Source organism: Streptomyces sp. NPDC002888, from assembly GCF_042888465.1.
Lineage (GTDB): Bacteria > Actinomycetota > Actinomycetes > Streptomycetales > Streptomycetaceae > Streptomyces.
This window is the reverse complement of sequence record NZ_JBIAPU010000015.1, coordinates 60201-75377: the sequence shown is the minus strand read 5'-3', so window position 1 is coordinate 75377 and position 15177 is coordinate 60201. Positions and strand designations below refer to the sequence as shown.

General features: G+C 69.8%; 12 protein-coding genes and 3 pseudogenes. 10 read left to right on the top strand and 5 right to left on the bottom strand.

Annotated features, from left to right (window positions below; genetic code table 11):
- Nucleotides 1-3: 3 nt before the first annotated feature.
- Nucleotides 4-1911 carry a hypothetical protein gene (locus ACFYWX_RS24235; protein WP_389426172.1) on the top strand — a complete coding sequence of 636 codons (1908 nt, stop codon included), beginning with the start codon at nt 4-6 and terminating at the stop codon, nt 1909-1911.
- 361 nt (nt 1912-2272) lie between these two features.
- Here the strand turns inward: ACFYWX_RS24235 and ACFYWX_RS24230 are convergent.
- Nucleotides 2273-2419, bottom strand: a pseudogene (locus ACFYWX_RS24230) (DNA-binding protein); the annotation flags it as partial.
- 2 nt (nt 2420-2421) lie between these two features.
- Here ACFYWX_RS24230 and ACFYWX_RS24225 point away from each other — a divergent pair.
- Together ACFYWX_RS24225 and ACFYWX_RS24220 are read left to right on the top strand one after the other, a co-directional pair.
- Nucleotides 2422-2665, top strand: a pseudogene (locus ACFYWX_RS24225) (transcriptional regulator); the annotation flags it as partial.
- Between the two features lie 51 nt (nt 2666-2716).
- Nucleotides 2717-2983, top strand: a pseudogene (locus ACFYWX_RS24220) (transcriptional regulator); the annotation flags it as partial.
- 71 nt (nt 2984-3054) lie between these two features.
- Here ACFYWX_RS24220 and cutA read toward each other — a convergent pair.
- A complete protein-coding gene (gene cutA, locus ACFYWX_RS24215) occupies nt 3055-3381 on the bottom strand; it encodes a divalent-cation tolerance protein CutA (protein WP_389426171.1) in 327 nt (108 codons plus the stop codon).
- Nucleotides 3382-4465: 1084 nt separating this feature from the next.
- Between cutA and ACFYWX_RS24210 the strand changes: the two genes are divergently transcribed.
- Genes ACFYWX_RS24210 through ACFYWX_RS24195 form a run of 4 tightly spaced genes read left to right on the top strand, consistent with a single transcriptional unit; the run spans nt 4466 to nt 10278 of the window.
- Nucleotides 4466-4846, top strand: a complete 381-nt coding sequence (locus ACFYWX_RS24210; protein ID WP_389426170.1) for a helix-turn-helix domain-containing protein — start codon at nt 4466-4468, stop codon at nt 4844-4846.
- A 38-nt stretch (nt 4847-4884) separates the two neighbouring features.
- Complete coding sequence (locus ACFYWX_RS24205) at nt 4885-6099, top strand: tyrosine-type recombinase/integrase (RefSeq protein WP_389426169.1); 1215 nt, start codon at nt 4885-4887, stop codon at nt 6097-6099.
- Between the two features lie 28 nt (nt 6100-6127).
- The gene (locus tag ACFYWX_RS24200; RefSeq protein ID WP_389426168.1) at nt 6128-7291 is read left to right on the top strand and encodes an exonuclease SbcCD subunit D; all 1164 of its coding nucleotides are present in this window, start codon (nt 6128-6130) and stop codon (nt 7289-7291) included.
- Nucleotides 7288-10278, top strand: coding sequence for an AAA family ATPase (locus ACFYWX_RS24195; RefSeq protein WP_389426167.1), 2991 nt, complete (start codon nt 7288-7290; stop codon nt 10276-10278). The genes ACFYWX_RS24200 and ACFYWX_RS24195 overlap by 4 nt, the downstream gene beginning before the upstream one ends.
- On the opposite strand, the gene ACFYWX_RS24190 is transcribed toward ACFYWX_RS24195, so the two are convergent.
- Nucleotides 10272-10718 (bottom strand): Lrp/AsnC family transcriptional regulator, encoded by a 447-nt coding sequence (locus ACFYWX_RS24190; RefSeq protein ID WP_389426166.1) that lies wholly within the window; start codon nt 10716-10718, stop codon nt 10272-10274. The genes ACFYWX_RS24195 and ACFYWX_RS24190 overlap by 7 nt on opposite strands.
- Nucleotides 10719-10841: 123 nt before the next feature.
- On the opposite strand from ACFYWX_RS24190, the gene ACFYWX_RS24185 reads away from it, so the two are divergent.
- The 3 genes from ACFYWX_RS24185 (at nt 10842) to ACFYWX_RS24175 (ending at nt 12895) form a co-directional block, all read left to right on the top strand.
- Nucleotides 10842-11324 carry a rhodanese-like domain-containing protein gene (locus ACFYWX_RS24185; protein ID WP_389426165.1) on the top strand — a complete coding sequence of 161 codons (483 nt, stop codon included), beginning with the start codon at nt 10842-10844 and terminating at the stop codon, nt 11322-11324.
- 56 nt (nt 11325-11380) lie between these two features.
- Nucleotides 11381-11896 carry an immunity 21 family protein gene (locus ACFYWX_RS24180; protein ID WP_389426164.1) on the top strand — a complete coding sequence of 172 codons (516 nt, stop codon included), beginning with the start codon at nt 11381-11383 and terminating at the stop codon, nt 11894-11896.
- 159 nt (nt 11897-12055) lie between these two features.
- Nucleotides 12056-12895 carry an SDR family oxidoreductase gene (locus ACFYWX_RS24175; protein ID WP_389426163.1) on the top strand — a complete coding sequence of 280 codons (840 nt, stop codon included), beginning with the start codon at nt 12056-12058 and terminating at the stop codon, nt 12893-12895.
- 24 nt (nt 12896-12919) lie between these two features.
- Here the strand turns inward: ACFYWX_RS24175 and ACFYWX_RS24170 are convergent, their stop codons facing one another.
- Together ACFYWX_RS24170 and ACFYWX_RS24165 are read right to left on the bottom strand one after the other, a co-directional pair.
- The gene (locus tag ACFYWX_RS24170; protein ID WP_389426162.1) at nt 12920-14611 is read right to left on the bottom strand and encodes a DUF885 domain-containing protein; all 1692 of its coding nucleotides are present in this window, start codon (nt 14609-14611) and stop codon (nt 12920-12922) included.
- A 32-nt stretch (nt 14612-14643) separates the two neighbouring features.
- The gene (locus tag ACFYWX_RS24165; protein WP_389426161.1) at nt 14644-15138 is read right to left on the bottom strand and encodes an Lrp/AsnC family transcriptional regulator; all 495 of its coding nucleotides are present in this window, start codon (nt 15136-15138) and stop codon (nt 14644-14646) included.
- Between the last annotated feature and the right edge of the window lie 39 nt (nt 15139-15177).

Genomic DNA, 15177 nt, shown 5'->3' with positions numbered 1-15177 from the left:
TCCGTGACCGCCCACCCCGACCGCGGGATCAGGATCGACTCCGTCAGGCTCGTCCACAACACCGCAGAGATCGACGAGTATGCCTTCGGGACCGGCATGCTGAACATCCTCAGCGGGCCCCGCAACAGCTCCAAGACCACCACGCTGAAGGTCATCGACTACTGCCTCGGCGACCGTGGTGGGATGATCGACGCTCTCGGTGCTGCCGTCTCCGACGAATACATCGAGGTCTCCACCGCGATCCGGCTCAACGGACACCCGCGCATCCTTACCCGCCTCCTGCAGCACGGGCGCATGAACAAGGTGTACGTCGACGGAGACGAGATGACCGACGCCGACTTCTCCGACTGGATCCTGCGCGAATTGGGCTGGCCCAACCTGCGCATCCCCAAGGGCCTCCACCCGGCCACAGCCAGCGAACTGACGCCCTTGTCCTTCCGGAACCTGCTGCGCCACTTCTACCGCAACGAGGAGTCCTGGACGAGCTTCGCCAACAAGGAGCAGGAATTCATCCGGCGCGGCGTTATCAGCATGCTCCTCGGCTTCGCCGGCTCCCGCTACGACACCAAGGACTTCGCCGTCGCCCAGGCCAAGCGGCGCCTCGCCGAAGCCCAGGCAGTGGAGCGGGACGTGCAGGACAGCACATTGCAGGCCGTCACCGCCATCTCCGAACGGCTCCGCATTCCCGTCGCCCGCACCCTAGACCAGGTAGCGACCGCACGGGAAGAGGTCACTTCCCAACTCGACGCGGTTCGCCAACGGCGTCACGAACTGACGCAGGAGATCAACAGCCTCCTGCAGGGAACGTCCACCACCGCGGTGGCGGCCGGATACGACTCGTCACTGACGAGCGTCTACGAAGACATATCCAGGCGGCTACAACTGGCGGTCGACGAGGTCGTTGCGCTCGAACAACTGGGCAGCGAACACGCCTACTCCGCCCAGACGGTCACCTCGGAAGTGACCCGCATGGAACGCCTCATCGCCTCCGTGGAGATCTTCGACGCTCTCCCCGTACGACTCTGCCCAGCGTGCGAACAACGCGTGGACCCGCACCGAGAGCACGGCGAAGACGCCTGCTACCTGTGCTTCCAACCTGTCGACGACGACCAGCGCCGCCGACGGGCACAAGTGGAGATCCGGTCGCTCAAGTCGGAACTTGCCGACCTGGAAGACGTCACCGCCCGCACTGCCGCCGATCTGCAGACGGCCCGCACTCGCCGAGTGGCCCTCCAAGACGAACAGGCACGGCTCGCGCACCGCATCAACGAACAACGCGCCGCGCAGCTGGCTCCCTTCATGGCCAGCCTCGAAAACCTCGCCGCCCAGATCGCCCAGCTCGAACAGAAGATGACAGCTTTTCCTGCCATTGAAGAGATCCTTCAACGCCGCGCGGTAGCGAGCCAGGCCGTCACCGCTGCACAACAAGCTGTTGACACACTTGGCCAAGAGCCTGCGGCAGTTGCCACAGCCACGCTCGCCTCCGTCGAACGATGCGCCTTGTTCGCCGAGCGCATGAACGAGTTTCTCCACCGATACCGCGAACGCGGCTGGGTCAAGGGCGCCATCACCATCAACGACAGTGACCTCACCTTCTACGTCGGCACCCGCCCCTGGGACCAAGCCCTGGGGGCAGAGACGAAGGTGCTCTTCTTCCTGGCCTACAGCTACGCCACCCTCTTCCTGGCATCCGACCTCGACGAAGAAGCCGCCTTCCCCGGCCTGCTGCTCCTGGACAACCCGTACCAGCAGGGCATCGGCACCACCGTGGTCGACGACGTCCTGCGAGATCTGGCAAACGCAGCCCAGGCCACGGGCACCCAGGTCATCAGCACCCAGGCCATTCCAGTACCACGCGACCCGGCCACCATCGGAGAAATCCACATGCCCAGGGAGTACGAAGCGCCGTAGGCAGCCCCTCTCGTCCTTGGCGCAAGAGAGTCCTACCAGCGGGAGAACGGACCTTGGCCGCGCCCCGTTGCGGCGGTGGAACCAGGCGATGCCGAAGAGCGGACCGGTGATCGTCAAGCTTAGGTAGGGGCCGGCATGTGTGATGAGGGCGAACAGTGTCCAGGGTTACGTCGTCCAGGGCCGGTCCTCCTGAAACTGGGCCGTCTGCCCGCTGCTGGGTCTATGGGTCGCTGTCCCTCCACAGAACCCGTGGCTGAGCCTGTGGCAGGCACCAGAAGACGACCAGCAGTGGAGTACCTAGCTCAGCCCACATTTCGGGCGAGCGTCCAAGGCGCGCACGGCCGTTCACAGCAGGATCAGACTTTATGACGGTGGCGTGCCCACCGCACAGCGTCGCGAGGTCCTCCGGATCGGAGGTCAGGATCGTCCCGGGTTCCGGGGTGCCGAGCGTGGCGTTGATGGCGTACTTGTGACCGTGCAGGCCGGCGTAGGCAAGGAGGGCGGTGGCGCGGCCACCCTCCACTCCGAGCTCTGGCCCTGACCTATACCAGCTATGGCGCCTCGACGCCGAAGGCGAAGTTGGAGTTCCTCTCCCAAGCGACCAGGGACGTGCGAGGCCACGGCAACGCGACTGCTGCGGCCTGGGTCCTCGGTAGGCATGCGGAGGAAGCTGCGGCGGTCGGCGATGAGGCGGATGCGCTCCGGGCGCTGGAGTGCGCGCGCTTCGCCTACGACTTCGCAGACCACGCCAGCGGGCGTCGGCCAAGAGTCCGGCCGCACGAGGGCTGCTGCGATCGTCTCGAACCCCGAACTCACGTCCACAGCTGACACCGCAGTCGACCGCCTTGGAGAGGAGCTTCCGGACGGAGGCGTCGTGGCTCTCGGTGATCTCGCTTCGGCCCTCCTACGAGGCGGCGACGTCGACCAAGGCGTCTACGTGTCACGCCAATTCGCCGCAGCGGCTCAGGCCAAACCCAACACGATGGGCAAGGAGCGCGCTGCGGCCATCGCAGCGTCGCTCCCCGATGGAGGGCGCGAACTAGCCCTGCATTTAGCGGAGTTCGCTTCATGAGCGCCACTCGGTGAGGTACACGCGGGCAAGCTCGGGACGCGAAAGCCGACGTACAGCGGGCCCGTCGCTTCTCAGCCCGCTGCTGTTTCCTCGACAACCCAGGACAGGTACGCCTCCGACCCGCCGGTCACGGGCAGCGTGATCCACTGGGGGACGTCGTACGGGTGCTTCTCGTGCAGCCAGGCTTCCAGTGCCAGGAGACGGTCTGTTGTGGTCATGTACGAGATCCGCCACTCCTGCGCTGCCTCGATCTTGCCCTCCCACCAGTAGTAGGCGGTGATCGGCGCGTCAATGTGCACGCCTGCTGCCAGCTTGCTCTCGACCGCGCCCCGGGCCAACGCCTTCGCCTGATCCTCGTCGTCGCTGGTCGTCTGCGCAATCACAATGTCGTTGGGCATACAACTACCTTCCGGCTCGGCTGCCGCGACCCTATCCAGCCGGTGGTTCAGCCTTCTTAAGCCCCCCGCGTATGCCCGTTGCTGGGCGCTGGAGCGGAGAGCACCGCCGGTTGTCTTCGCTCCAGCAGGGATAGCGGAGACGCTGGCGTGCCGTCCCTCATACGGACCGAACTGGTCGCGGACGCTCTCGCATTCGCCTGCCGTCAACGCCGCCCTGCCCGGCCTGTGATCTTTCACTCCGATCTGGGGCCTCGAGCAATAGGTAAGTGTCTGCCGGAAACCTTCAGCTCACGGCAGACGAGAAAGAGCCCCAACGGACTGGAACCTCTTCCAGGATCATGTCAACGTACAAGGACCCGGAAAACACCAGGTCAGCGTAGGTATGTGGGCTTCTGGGCCAAACCGGCAGACGGTCGCCCCCAGTCCGCAGCCCGCGCTACTCGGTCCCGTGACCGAGCGCAGCCCCAAGGAGTCCACCTGCCGAATCCCGCAATCCGATCTGCCCCATCACTGCCTCCATCCTCATGGCGCTCAGCGCGGTGAACGCATGGATCGTCCAGGTGACAGAGGACTACGCTGCCCTGTCTACAGGGCTGTGTCTCTGCGTCTGGGCGGCGGCAGGTCTCGTCGGCGAGGACTTGCTATAACGCGGCTACCTCCGCGTCCGAGAGGTCCTCGCGTGCATCGCGGCACATCCCGGCGCCGCAACAACCCGCCACACTCCCCACGCCGTTGGCGCTTCCGAGCGCGTCGTGGCGCGCGGCGTCGACCGCCTTACCAGCGACGGGCTGCTGGTGCTTGTCGCGGAGGGCACGATTCTCACTTTGGGCTCGTACCGCCTGGCTTCCTGAACGAGGCGGTGAAAGGAGTGAGGGGCAGCTCTCGTAGTGCAGAGCGGTAGATAGCAGACGATCCCCGGTTACCCAAACCGGGGATCGTGCGGAGTCTTGATGGTGTTCGCACCCGGCTGTGCTTGGCGGTGGAGCCGTGGCGGACGCAGTAGGGCAGCGCCGCATAAGACGCAAGGAGGTTTGCGCGGCCCCCGGCCCGCTGCTGCCCTGAACCCGCAGCGCCTGATGGCTGAATGTCAGCGGTGCCTTCGCCGAGTCGGCGTGGGTCCTCGGGGTTGTTGGTTCCGCTCTGTCGCCCCGTGCGCACCTTCGCAAGGAACACTTACCATGTGCCGATCCGCGCTGCCCCATGCCCAATTGCGATCTGGGCTGGCAGGCCCGCATGCCTCGCTCACCGATTCCGACTTTACCTGCAATCGCGAGATGACGTCTTGACCGCCGGGGGGAGCAACCGGCTGCTGACCCCGGAAGAAGTGGCCGCATGGCTGAAGGTCAGTGACATTACGGTGCGGAACAAGTACCGCCAGTGGGGGCTGAAGGCCCAAAAGGTCGGGCGGCTCCTGAGATTCCGCGAGCGCGACATCGTAGCGTATCTCGAAGACAACTATGGATAACGGCACTACTCTGCCTGATAGGAGAGAAGAAGAAACTCGTGGCCACGGTATTTCAAAAGTGCAAGACAGATGAGAAGAGTTTGAATTATCCATGCCCCAAAAATCGGTGTGGACATCCATGGACGGTTCGATATCGAGAGCCAGGGGGGCGCGGTGGACGGCAGCGTGAGAAGTCATTCGATTCGCGGCGGGAGGCAGCCGATTTTGGAATCAAAGTGGAAAACGATAAGCGTGAGCGTTCATACCTGGATCCTGATCTTGGCAGGATTCTTGTGCGGGACTACGCGGAAGACTGGCTGGCTCGGCGTGCCGTGAAGGATACGACGAGAGCGAACTATGCTCGATATATCGAGCTCCATCTGGGGCCGCACATCGGGCGAAAGATGTTGGTAAGCGTCACCCCGCGAGACATTGAGATCATGTGTATGGCGCTGATTGCAGGAGGTCTGTCGCGTAGAACCGTTTACCACACGTTGATGGCCCCGCTTCGCGCCCTCTTCCGGTCTGCGGTTGCTGAAAAGCGGATATCTGAATCGCCTGTCACTCTTGCTGCCATTCCCAAAATGAAGACCAAGCGTCTCGATGAGAAGTCCCTCCCGGATGGGAAGGATGTGAGGAATATCGCCAAAGAGATCCGGTCTGATTGGGCTATCTCGGTATGGCTAATGGCGGGATGTGGTTTGCGGATCGGGGAAGTCCTCGCCGTTCGGTATGCAGACTTCGATTCCGGAATGCTGCGGCTTCGGCGTCAGTTTGTAAGAGTGAAGCGGTCTAATGGATACAAGGCCGAGTTGGCGCCTCTGAAGGCTCGCGACGAAGGTGAGTGGCGCGACGTTCCTGTTCCCCCTTTCGTGTGGTCGGCAGTCGAGCGGCATGTTTCACAGCACGGCCTGGGCCATGAGGGCTACCTTCTTCATGCCCATCATGGAGGCGAGGTGCTCGACTCGAACTATCGGACTGAATTCAAGGCTGCGGTAAAGAGGGCGGGATATGTCGACGAGCCGTGGACTGCGCACACGCTGCGTCACTTCTTTGCGAGTAGCGCCATCGCGGGCGGTGTCTCCCTTCTCGAAGTGTCGCGGTGGCTCGGCCACGCAACCATTCAGATCACGGCAGACATCTACGGCCACCTGACGCCAGATGCCGGTGGCAGACTGAGGTCTGTGATGGACCAGGTACTGACAGGCGTTAGCGTGGTCGGTGCTGAGAGCGGGAACCGTGCTGGTTCGGTGCTGAGTCCAGAGGCGAAGTAGGGGGAAACATGCAGGTCGGAGCAGTGTCTTGAGAATTCTGCACACCTCCGACTGGCACCTCGGCCGGGCGTTCCACCGGGTGAACATGCTCGGTGCGCAGGCCGAGTTCGTCGGGCACCTCGTCGCGACCGTGCGGGAGCGGGAGGTCGACGCGGTGGTCGTGTCCGGGGACGTCTACGACCGGGCGGTGCCGCCGCTGGCGGCAGTCGAGCTGTTCGACGACGCCCTGCACCGGCTCGCCGACCTCGGTGTGCCGACGGTGATGATCTCCGGGAACCACGACTCGGCGCGCCGTCTCGGGGTGGGCGCCGGGCTCATCGGCCGGGCGGGCGTCCATCTGCGGACCGAGCCGTCGGCGTGCGGGACGCCGGTGGTGCTGGCGGACGGATTCGGTGATGTGGCCTTCTACGGGTTGCCCTATCTCGAACCCGCCCTGGTGAAGGACGAGTTCGGGGTGGAGAGGGCCGGGCACGAGGCCGTGCTCGCCGCCGCCATGGACCGGGTCCGCGCCGACCTCGCCACGCGCGCGCGTGGCACCCGCTCCGTCGTCCTCGCCCACGCCTTCGTCACCGGCGGCGAGGCCAGCGACAGCGAGCGGGACATCACCGTCGGCGGAGTGGCCGCCGTGCCCGCCGGCGTCTTCGACGGCGTCGACTACGCGGCCCTCGGGCACCTGCACGGCTGCCAGACCATCACCGGGCGCGTGCGCTACTCCGGCTCCCCGCTGCCGTACTCCTTCTCGGAGTCCGACCACCGCAAGACCATGTGGCTCGTCGACCTGGACGCCGACGGGACGGTCACCGCCGAGCGGATCGACTGCCCCGTGCCGCGCGCGCTGGCCCGCATCCGCGGAACGCTGGAGGACCTGCTCGCCGGCCCGGAGCTGGCACGGCACGAGGAGGCGTGGGTCGAGGCCACGCTCACCGACGCCGTCCGTCCGGCCGATCCCATGGCCCGGCTCACCGAGCGCTTCCCGCACACCCTCAGCCTCGTCTTCGCCCCGGAACGGGCCCCGGACGACCCCGACGTGTCGTACGCCCGACGCCTGGCGGGCCGCAGCGACCAGCAGATCGCCGAGGACTTCGTGACCCATGTGCGCGGCGCCGGTCCCGACACGCGTGAGCAGGAGGTGCTGCGGGACGCCTTCGACGCCGTCCGCGCGGACGACGTGGTGCGGGAGGTGGCGCGGTGAGGCTGCACCGGCTGGACATCACCGCGTTCGGGCCCTTCGGCGGTTCCCAGAGCGTCGACTTCGACGACCTGTCGGCCGCCGGGCTCTTCCTGCTGCACGGGCCGACGGGCGCCGGGAAGACCTCCGTCCTGGACGCGGTGTGCTACGCCCTGTACGGCTCCGTTCCGGGCGCACGGCAGAGCGGCCAGGGCCTGACCCTGCGCAGCGACCACGCGGCGGCCGGCACGCGCACCCAGGTGACCCTCGAACTCACCGTCGCGGGCAGGCGGTTGGAGATCACCCGGCAGCCGCCCTGGGAGCGGCCCAAGAAGCGCGGCTCGGGCACGACCCTGGACAAGGCCCAGAGCTGGCTGCGCGAGTACGACGCCACGGCCGGCGCCTGGAAGGACCTCAGCCGCTCCCACCAGGAGATCGGTGAGGAGATCACCCAGCTCCTCGGCATGAGCCGCGAGCAGTTCTGCCAGGTCGTGCTGTTGCCCCAGGGCGACTTCGCCCGCTTCCTGCGCGCCGACGCCGAGGCGCGCGGCCGGCTGCTGGGCCGCCTGTTCGACACCCACCGCTTCGCCGAGGTCGAGAAACGCCTCGCCGAACGCCGACGCACCATCGAGGCCCGGGTGCGTGAGGGCGACGCCGCGCTGCTGGCCGACGCCCACCGCATGCAGCAGGCCGCGGGCGAGGCCATGGAACTGCCCGAGCTGGCACCGGGGGAGCCCGGTCTGGCGGAGGAGGTCCTGGCCGCGGCCGCCGTCGCCCGCAGCACCGCCCGGGAGCAGCTCACCATCGCCCACCGCGGACGCGCCGCCGCCGACGCCGCCCACGCCGCCGCCGAGCGCGCCCTGGCCGACGTACGCGAAGTCGCGCGGTTGCAGCGACGGTTCGCCGAGGCGCGGGAGCGGGCGCAACGGCTGCAGGAGCGGGCCGACGCCCACCGTGAGGCGCAGACGCGCATGGAGCGGTCCCGCAAGGCCGAGGCGGTGGCGCCGGCGCTGGAGCTGCGCGACGCGGCCGAGACCGAGCACCGCAGGGCGGCCGATGCCGCGGCACACGCGCGTGCCCTGCTCCCGGAGGGCCACGCGGACGCCGGTGCGAGCGGACTCGCCACAGCGGCCCGCCGCGCCGCCGAGGAACTGGGCGGCCTGGAGTCGGCCCGCCGCGCCGAACAGCGCCTCGCCCAACTCGTCGCCGAGCGCGCCGACCTGGACCGCCAGGAGCGCGCCGACGAGGAGATCCTGGCGGAGAGCGAGGGCTGGCTCGCCGGCTGGGACGCGACCCGCGCGGACCTGCAGACCCGTATCGAGGCCGCCCAGGAGGCCGCCACCCGCGCCGAACAGCTCGCCGTGCGGCGCGAGCCCGCCCAGAAGCGGCTGAGCGCGGCCCGGCTGCGCGACCGGCTCGCCGGGGACACCGAGGACGCCCAGCGGAAGGTTCTTGCCTCCGAGGAGCAGGCACTCCAGGCCAAGAAGCACTGGCTCGACCTCAAGGAACAGCGCCTCGACGGCATCGCCGCGGAACTCGCCGCCCACCTCAACGACGGCGAACCCTGCGCGGTCTGCGGCGCCACCGAACACCCCGCCCCCGCGCGCAAGGACGCCGGGCACGTCGACCGCGAGGCCGAGGAACAGGCCCTCGCCGCCTACCAGCGCGCGGAGGAACGGCACGCCAAGGACGAACGGCGCCTCGGCGTCGTACGCGAGGCGCTCGCCGCCGCCACCGCGGAGGCCGGCGACACCCCGACCGGCCGGCTCGCCGACGAGGCCGACGAGCTGGAACGGCTTCACGCGCAGGCCCGCCGGGACGCCTCCGGCCTGCACGCCGCGCACGAGGAGCTGCGCCGGGCCGAGCAGGAGCATGAGCGGCGGACCGCCGACCGGCAGCAGGCCGCGCTGTCCACGGCGACCAGGACCGCCCGCCGGGACACCCTGGAGCGGGAACGGGCCGCGCTGGAGGAGGATTTGGCGCAGGCCCGCGGTACCCGGGCCAGCGTGGCCGCGCGGGCCGCGGAGCTGGAGCGGCAGGTCTCCCGGCTCACCGACGCGGCCGACACCGCGCGGGCCGCCGAGGAGAGCGCCGAGCGCCTCAAGGCAGCCGACGGGCGGCTCGCCGAGGCCGCCTTCCGCGCCGGGTTCGACAACCCGCAGGCCGCGGCCGCCGCACTCCTCGACGACGCCGCCCACCGCGAGCTGCAACGGCGCCTCGACGCCTGGCAGACCGAGGAGGCCGCCGTCCGCGCGGTCCTCGCCGAGGCCGACACCGCGGCCGCCGCCGAGCAGCCGCCCGCCGACCTCGCCGCGGCGGAACGGACCGCCGCCGACGCGGCCGCCCGGCTGCGCGCCGCCGCCTCCGCCTGGGACGCGGCAGCCCGCCGCTGCACGGAACTCGACGGCCTCTCCGCGCGCGCGGAGACCGGAGTACGACGCCTCGCACCCCTGCGCGAGGAGCACGACCGGGTCGCCCGCATGGCCTCCCTCACCGCGGGCACCTCCGCCGACAACGAGCGGAAGATGCGCCTGGAGTCGTACGTCCTGGCGGCTCGCCTGGAGCAGGTGGCCGCCGCGGCGACCGTCCGCCTTCAGCGCATGTCGTCCGGCCGCTACACGCTCGTCCACTTCGCCGACCGGGCCGGACGCGGCCGCAGCGGGCTCGGGTTGCACGTCGTCGACGCCTGGACCGGGCGTGAGCGCGACACGGCCACGCTGTCGGGCGGCGAGACCTTCTTCGCCTCCCTCGCCCTCGCCCTCGGCCTGGCCGACGTGGTCACCGACGAGGCCGGCGGGGTCCGCCTGGACACGCTCTTCATCGACGAGGGATTCGGCAGCCTCGACGACCAGACCCTCGACGAGGTCCTCGACGTCCTCGACTCCCTGCGCGAACGCGACCGCAGCGTGGGCATCGTCAGCCACGTCGCCGATCTGCGGCGGCGGATCCACGCCCAGCTGGAGATCGTGAAGGGCAGGTCGGGCTCGGTGGTGCGGCAGCGCGGTCAGTGACCCAGCGGGCGGCGGGGGAGCGGTGAGGAGTAGACGACGCTGGTCGTGACCGACCCCAGCGCGCCGATCTTGCCCGACACCTCCTCCAGGTGGCGCATCGAGCGGGCCGTGACCTTGATGACGAAGCAGTCGTCGCCGGTCACGTGGTGCGCCTCCAGGATCTCCGGCGTCACGGCGACGAGGTCGTGGAACGGCTTGTAGTTGCCGTTCGGATAGCGCAGCCGCACGAAGGCGAGGATCGGCAGACCGAGCCGCTCGGGGTCGACGACCGCCGAGTAGCCCTGGATGACGCCCGCCTCCTCCAGCCGCCGCACCCGCTCGGTCACGGCACTCGGGGACATCGAGACGGCACGGGCCAGCTCGGCGAAGCTGGCCCGGCCCTCCCGCTGGAGGACGTCGAGGATGCGCCAGTCGGTGGCGTCCGGGGAAAACGCGGCCATGGGACCGGGATAGCAGGGGAATCCCCGGCCGATCAAGAGGTCTGCCGGGGAACACACCTTCAGACCGGTGATCATCGACCGTAGATTTCTGGCATCGAGACCCGTGAGGGAAAGGGCCAGATCATGACCACCAGCACGACCGCCGACAACCCCGTCCTGCGCGTCGCCCCCGCCGCCCCGGCCGAGGCCGCCGCCTACTTCCGGGCCAGTCTCGTCTTCCACGCGGACGTCTCCGACGTCGCCGCCGCGCTCGCGGCCGACGGCGACCCCGGGTTCGTCGTTCTCGACTCCCGCTCCACCGCGTCCTGGGACCAGGGCCACATCCCCGGCGCGGTCCATCTGCCGACCGCGCTCATCCCCGAGCAGGCCGGGCAGCTCCTCGACAGGGGCGTGCCGGTGGTGACGTACTGCTGGGGTCCCGGCTGCAACGGCGCGACCCGCGCCGCGCTCGCCCTCGCCGAACTCGGCTACCAGGTCAAGGAGATGCTGGGCGGGTTCGAGTACTGGGTGCGCGAGGGCTTCGAGTCCGAGGCCTGGCAGGGCCGCGAGCGGCGCGACGCCGACCCGTTGACCGCGCCCGTGGACGCGGCGGACTGCGGCTGCTGAATGCGGCGTTCCGCCGGGTTGCCGAGTGCGGCCCCCTCGCCTGTAGGTTCTGCGCCATGGTGAGATACGCGGAACCGGGCGCGGCGGAATGGGTGGAGTCGGGCGGTGGGCCGCTCATCGCGGTACCGGAGGCGGTGCTGCCGTTCTGGGCGGGTGCCGACGGGGAGGAGACGGCCTCGGACTACGACCGGGCCTGCGAGGTGGACGGCTTCGTCGGACTGCTGCCCGTCGGGGACAGCGCGGCCCTCGTGTTCGGCGACGAACCGGCCTCCACCACCTACCTTCCCGACCACGGCACCTTCGTACGGTGGGCCGCCGCCGACTCCGAGGAGGAACTCCTCGCCCAGGTGCCGACGGCGCTCGAGACGGCGCTGTGGGAGCCGGAGGTCCGCTGGACCGTCCCCGGACCGGTGCTCCTGTTCGACGCGGCCTGGCCCGGCAACGACTCCACCCGCACCGACCACGTCAGAGTCGCGCTGGCCCCCGGCCACTACACCGTCCGCGCGGCTCACGTGCAGCCGGGGCCGGAGACGTGGCTGGGCCTGGTGCAGATACGGAAACTGGCGAACTGAGGGGACGCAGGCGGTCTGAGGGGGCGCAGGCGGTCTGAGGGGACGCAGGCGAACCGAGGGGCACTGGCGGACCGAGGGGCACTGGCGGACTGAGAGGGCGCGCGGGCGCCGTGAAAAAACAAGTGCGTCGCCCGCCCCCGCTCCCCATCATGGGTGCCCATGCCCTACCTTCCGCATCCCGCCCCCGAAGACCTGCGCCGTGACCCCCTGCCCCTGCGCGGTCGGACCGCTCTGGTCACCGGGGCGAGCAGACGGGCCGGGATCGGGCATGCGGTGGCACGGCGGCTCGTCGCGTACGGGGCGAGCGTGTACCTGCACCACCACGTGCCGCACGACGCCGCGATGCCCTGGGGCGCCGACCGGCCCGAGGAGGTGACCGCCTCCGTCCGCGCGGCGCAGGGCGACCCCGGCGCGCTGGTCGTCGCGGGGCCGAGCGACCTGTCCGACCCGGCGGCGCCCGCCGAACTGGTCGCCACCGCGGCTGCGGCGCTCGGCGGACGGCTCGACATCCTCGTCGCCAACCACGCCCTCAGCGGCTCGGACGGCAGCCTCGACGAGATCGACGCGGCGATGCTCGACGCCCACTGGGCCGTCGACACCCGCTCGGTGCTGCTGCTCGTGCAGGCGTACGCCAGAGCGCGCGCCACGTCGCCCGGGCCGGGCGGGCGCGTGGTGATGATGACGTCCGGGCAGGACCTCGCGGGCGGCATGCCGGGCGAGATCGCGTACGCCCTCCAGAAGGGCGCCCTCGCCTCGATCACCCGCTCCCTGTCGACCACACTCGCCGAGCACGGCGTCACGGTGAACACGGTCAACCCCGGCCCCGTGGACACCGGCTATTTGACCGGCGAGGCCTACGCGGCCGTCGCCGCCCGCTTCCCCACCGGCCGCTGGGGCATGCCCGACGACCCGGCCCGCCTCATCGCCTGGCTGGCGACGGACGAGGCAGGCTGGGTCACGGGGCAGGTCATCGACTCGGAGGGCGGGTTCCGGCGTTGAACAGCTGAGCGGCTGAACGGCCGGTCAGAGCGCGGACAGCTCGTCCACCAGGTCGTCGAGGCCCAGCGAACCCTGCGAGAGGGCCGCCATGTGCCACGCCTTCAGGTCGAACGCCTCGCCGTGGCGCTCGCGTGCCTTCTCCCGGCCCAGCAGCCAGGCCCGCTCGCCGATCTTGTAGCCGATGGCCTGGCCCGGGATGGTGAGGTAGCGGGTCAGCTCGCTCTCGACGAAATCCGCCGGACGGCTGCTGTGCGCCCCGAAGAACTCCTCGGCCAGCTCCGGAGTCCAGCGCTCACCCGGGTGGAACAGGGAGTCGGCCGGGATCTCCAGCTCCAGGTGCATGCCGATGTCGACGATCACCCGCACGGCCCGCATCATCTGCGCGTCCAGGTAGCCGAGCCGCTGCTCCGCGTCCGTGAGGAAGCCCAGCTCGTCCATCAGCCGCTCCGCGTACAGCGCCCAGCCCTCGGCGTTGGCGCTGACGATGCCGACCGTCGCCTGGTAGCGGGAGAGGTCCTGCGCCACGTGCACCCACTGCGCGAGCTGGAGGTGGTGGCCGGGGACGCCCTCGTGGTACCAGGTCGAGACGAGGTCGTAGACCGGGAAGCGGGTCTGGCCCATCGTCGGCAGCCAGGTGCGGCCGGGCCGCGAGAAGTCCTCCGACGGGGGCGAGTAGTACGGGGCCGCCGCGCCACCGGGCGGGGCGATGCACGCCTCCACCGTCCGTACCCGCTCGGCGAGGTCGAAGTGGGTGCCGTCGAGTGCCTCGATCGCCTGGTCCATCAGGCCCTGCAGCCACTTCTGGACCTCGTCCACGCCCTCGACGTGCCGGCCGTGCTCATCGAGGTGCGCGAGCGCCACCCACGGTGTGGCGGCACCGGGCAGGATCTTCTCGGCCTCCTTCTCCATCTCGGCGAGAAGGCGGTGGTACTCGGCCCAGCCGTACGCGTACGCCTCGTCCAGGTCGAGATCCGTACCGTTGTAGTAGCGCGCCCAGCGGGCGTAGCGCTCCCGCCCGACCGTGTTCGGCGCGCCTTCGATCGCCGGCACGTACACGTCCCGCATCCAGTCCCGCAGTTCCACGACGGACGCGGTCGCCGTACGGGCGGCCTCGTCCAGCTCGGGGCGCAGCGACTCGGGACCGGCGGCCGCGAAGTCCTCGAACCAGCCGCGGCCGGACCCGTCGGTGTCCGCCCACTCGGTGAGCTGCTCGACGAACGTGGCGGTCGGGCGCGGCGCCGCGAACAGCTTGCGCTCCAGGCCGAGCGCCAAGGACGCGCGATAGCCCGCCAGCGCGGCCGGCACCGCGCGCATCCGCTCGGCGATCGCCGCCCAGTCCTCGTCCGTCTGCGCGGGCGTCACCGTGAACACCTCGCGCACCTGGTGCGCGGGCGTGGCCATGTTGCCGACCGCGCGCAGGCACTCCTCGGCCTCGTGCACGGCGAGTTCCGCAGTGAGGCGTTCGCGCAGCAGGCGCGCGCAACGCCGCTCGATGTCACGGTCGGCCCCAGGCCGGCGCTCCGCCTCGTCGAGCCGCGCGAGGGTCGTCCGCGCCAGTTCGGCAAGCGCCTCCTGACCGGAAGGCGAGAGGTCGGGGAGACGGCTCGAACTCTCCCGTACGCCTAGGTAGGTGCCGGTGACCGGATCGAGGGCGATGAGCTCTTCGACGTAGGCGTCGGCGACCTCACGGGGCAGCGGGCTGTTCGTCTCTGACATGCGGACCATCCTCGTACGAGGGGCCGCGGCCGTCATCCGGATTGAGCCGAGGGCGTATCCGGCGGCAACAGCGGTCCGCACTCCCACTGTTGGAAGATCAACCGGGTCTCCACGCGGGCCACTTCACGCCGGGCGGTGAACTCGTCCAGGACCAGCCGTTGCAGGTCCGCCATGTCCGCGACCGCGACATGGACCAGGTAGTCGTCGGGGCCGGTCAGGTGGAAGACGGTCCGCGCCTCCGGCAGCGCCCGGATCCGCTCCACGAACGGCCCCACCAGCTCCCGCCGATGCGGCCTGACCTGCACGGACAGCAGCGCCTGCAAGCCTCGGCCCAGTTTGGCGGGATCGACCCGCAGCCGGTGCCCGAGTATCACGCCCGCACGGCGCAGCCGTGTCACGCGGTCCAGGCAGGTCGACGGCGCCACCCCGATCCGGGTGGCGAGGTCGCGGTAGGTCGTCCGGGCGTCGTTCTGCAGCAGCCGCAGCAGCTGGAGATCCACCGGATCCAGTACGACGGACTCGGTCATCGGCCGAACGTAACACGGCCCAGCCTCCTTGTGACCCGG

What these genes read in the sequence shown, in the direction of transcription:
- ACFYWX_RS24210 (WP_389426170.1), top strand. Translation starts at nt 4,466, where the DNA reads ATGTCAGCGGTGCCTTCGCCGAGTCGGCGTGGGTCCTCGGGGTTGTTG.
- cutA (WP_389426171.1), bottom strand. Translation starts at nt 3,381, where the DNA reads ATGCCCAACGACATTGTGATTGCGCAGACGACCAGCGACGACGAGGAT.
- ACFYWX_RS24165 (WP_389426161.1), bottom strand. Translation starts at nt 15,138, where the DNA reads ATGACCGAGTCCGTCGTACTGGATCCGGTGGATCTCCAGCTGCTGCGG.
- ACFYWX_RS24170 (WP_389426162.1), bottom strand. Translation starts at nt 14,611, where the DNA reads ATGTCAGAGACGAACAGCCCGCTGCCCCGTGAGGTCGCCGACGCCTAC.
- ACFYWX_RS24190 (WP_389426166.1), bottom strand. Translation starts at nt 10,718, where the DNA reads ATGGCCGCGTTTTCCCCGGACGCCACCGACTGGCGCATCCTCGACGTC.
- ACFYWX_RS24185 (WP_389426165.1), top strand. Translation starts at nt 10,842, where the DNA reads ATGACCACCAGCACGACCGCCGACAACCCCGTCCTGCGCGTCGCCCCC.
- ACFYWX_RS24175 (WP_389426163.1), top strand. Translation starts at nt 12,056, where the DNA reads ATGCCCTACCTTCCGCATCCCGCCCCCGAAGACCTGCGCCGTGACCCC.
- ACFYWX_RS24180 (WP_389426164.1), top strand. Translation starts at nt 11,381, where the DNA reads ATGGTGAGATACGCGGAACCGGGCGCGGCGGAATGGGTGGAGTCGGGC.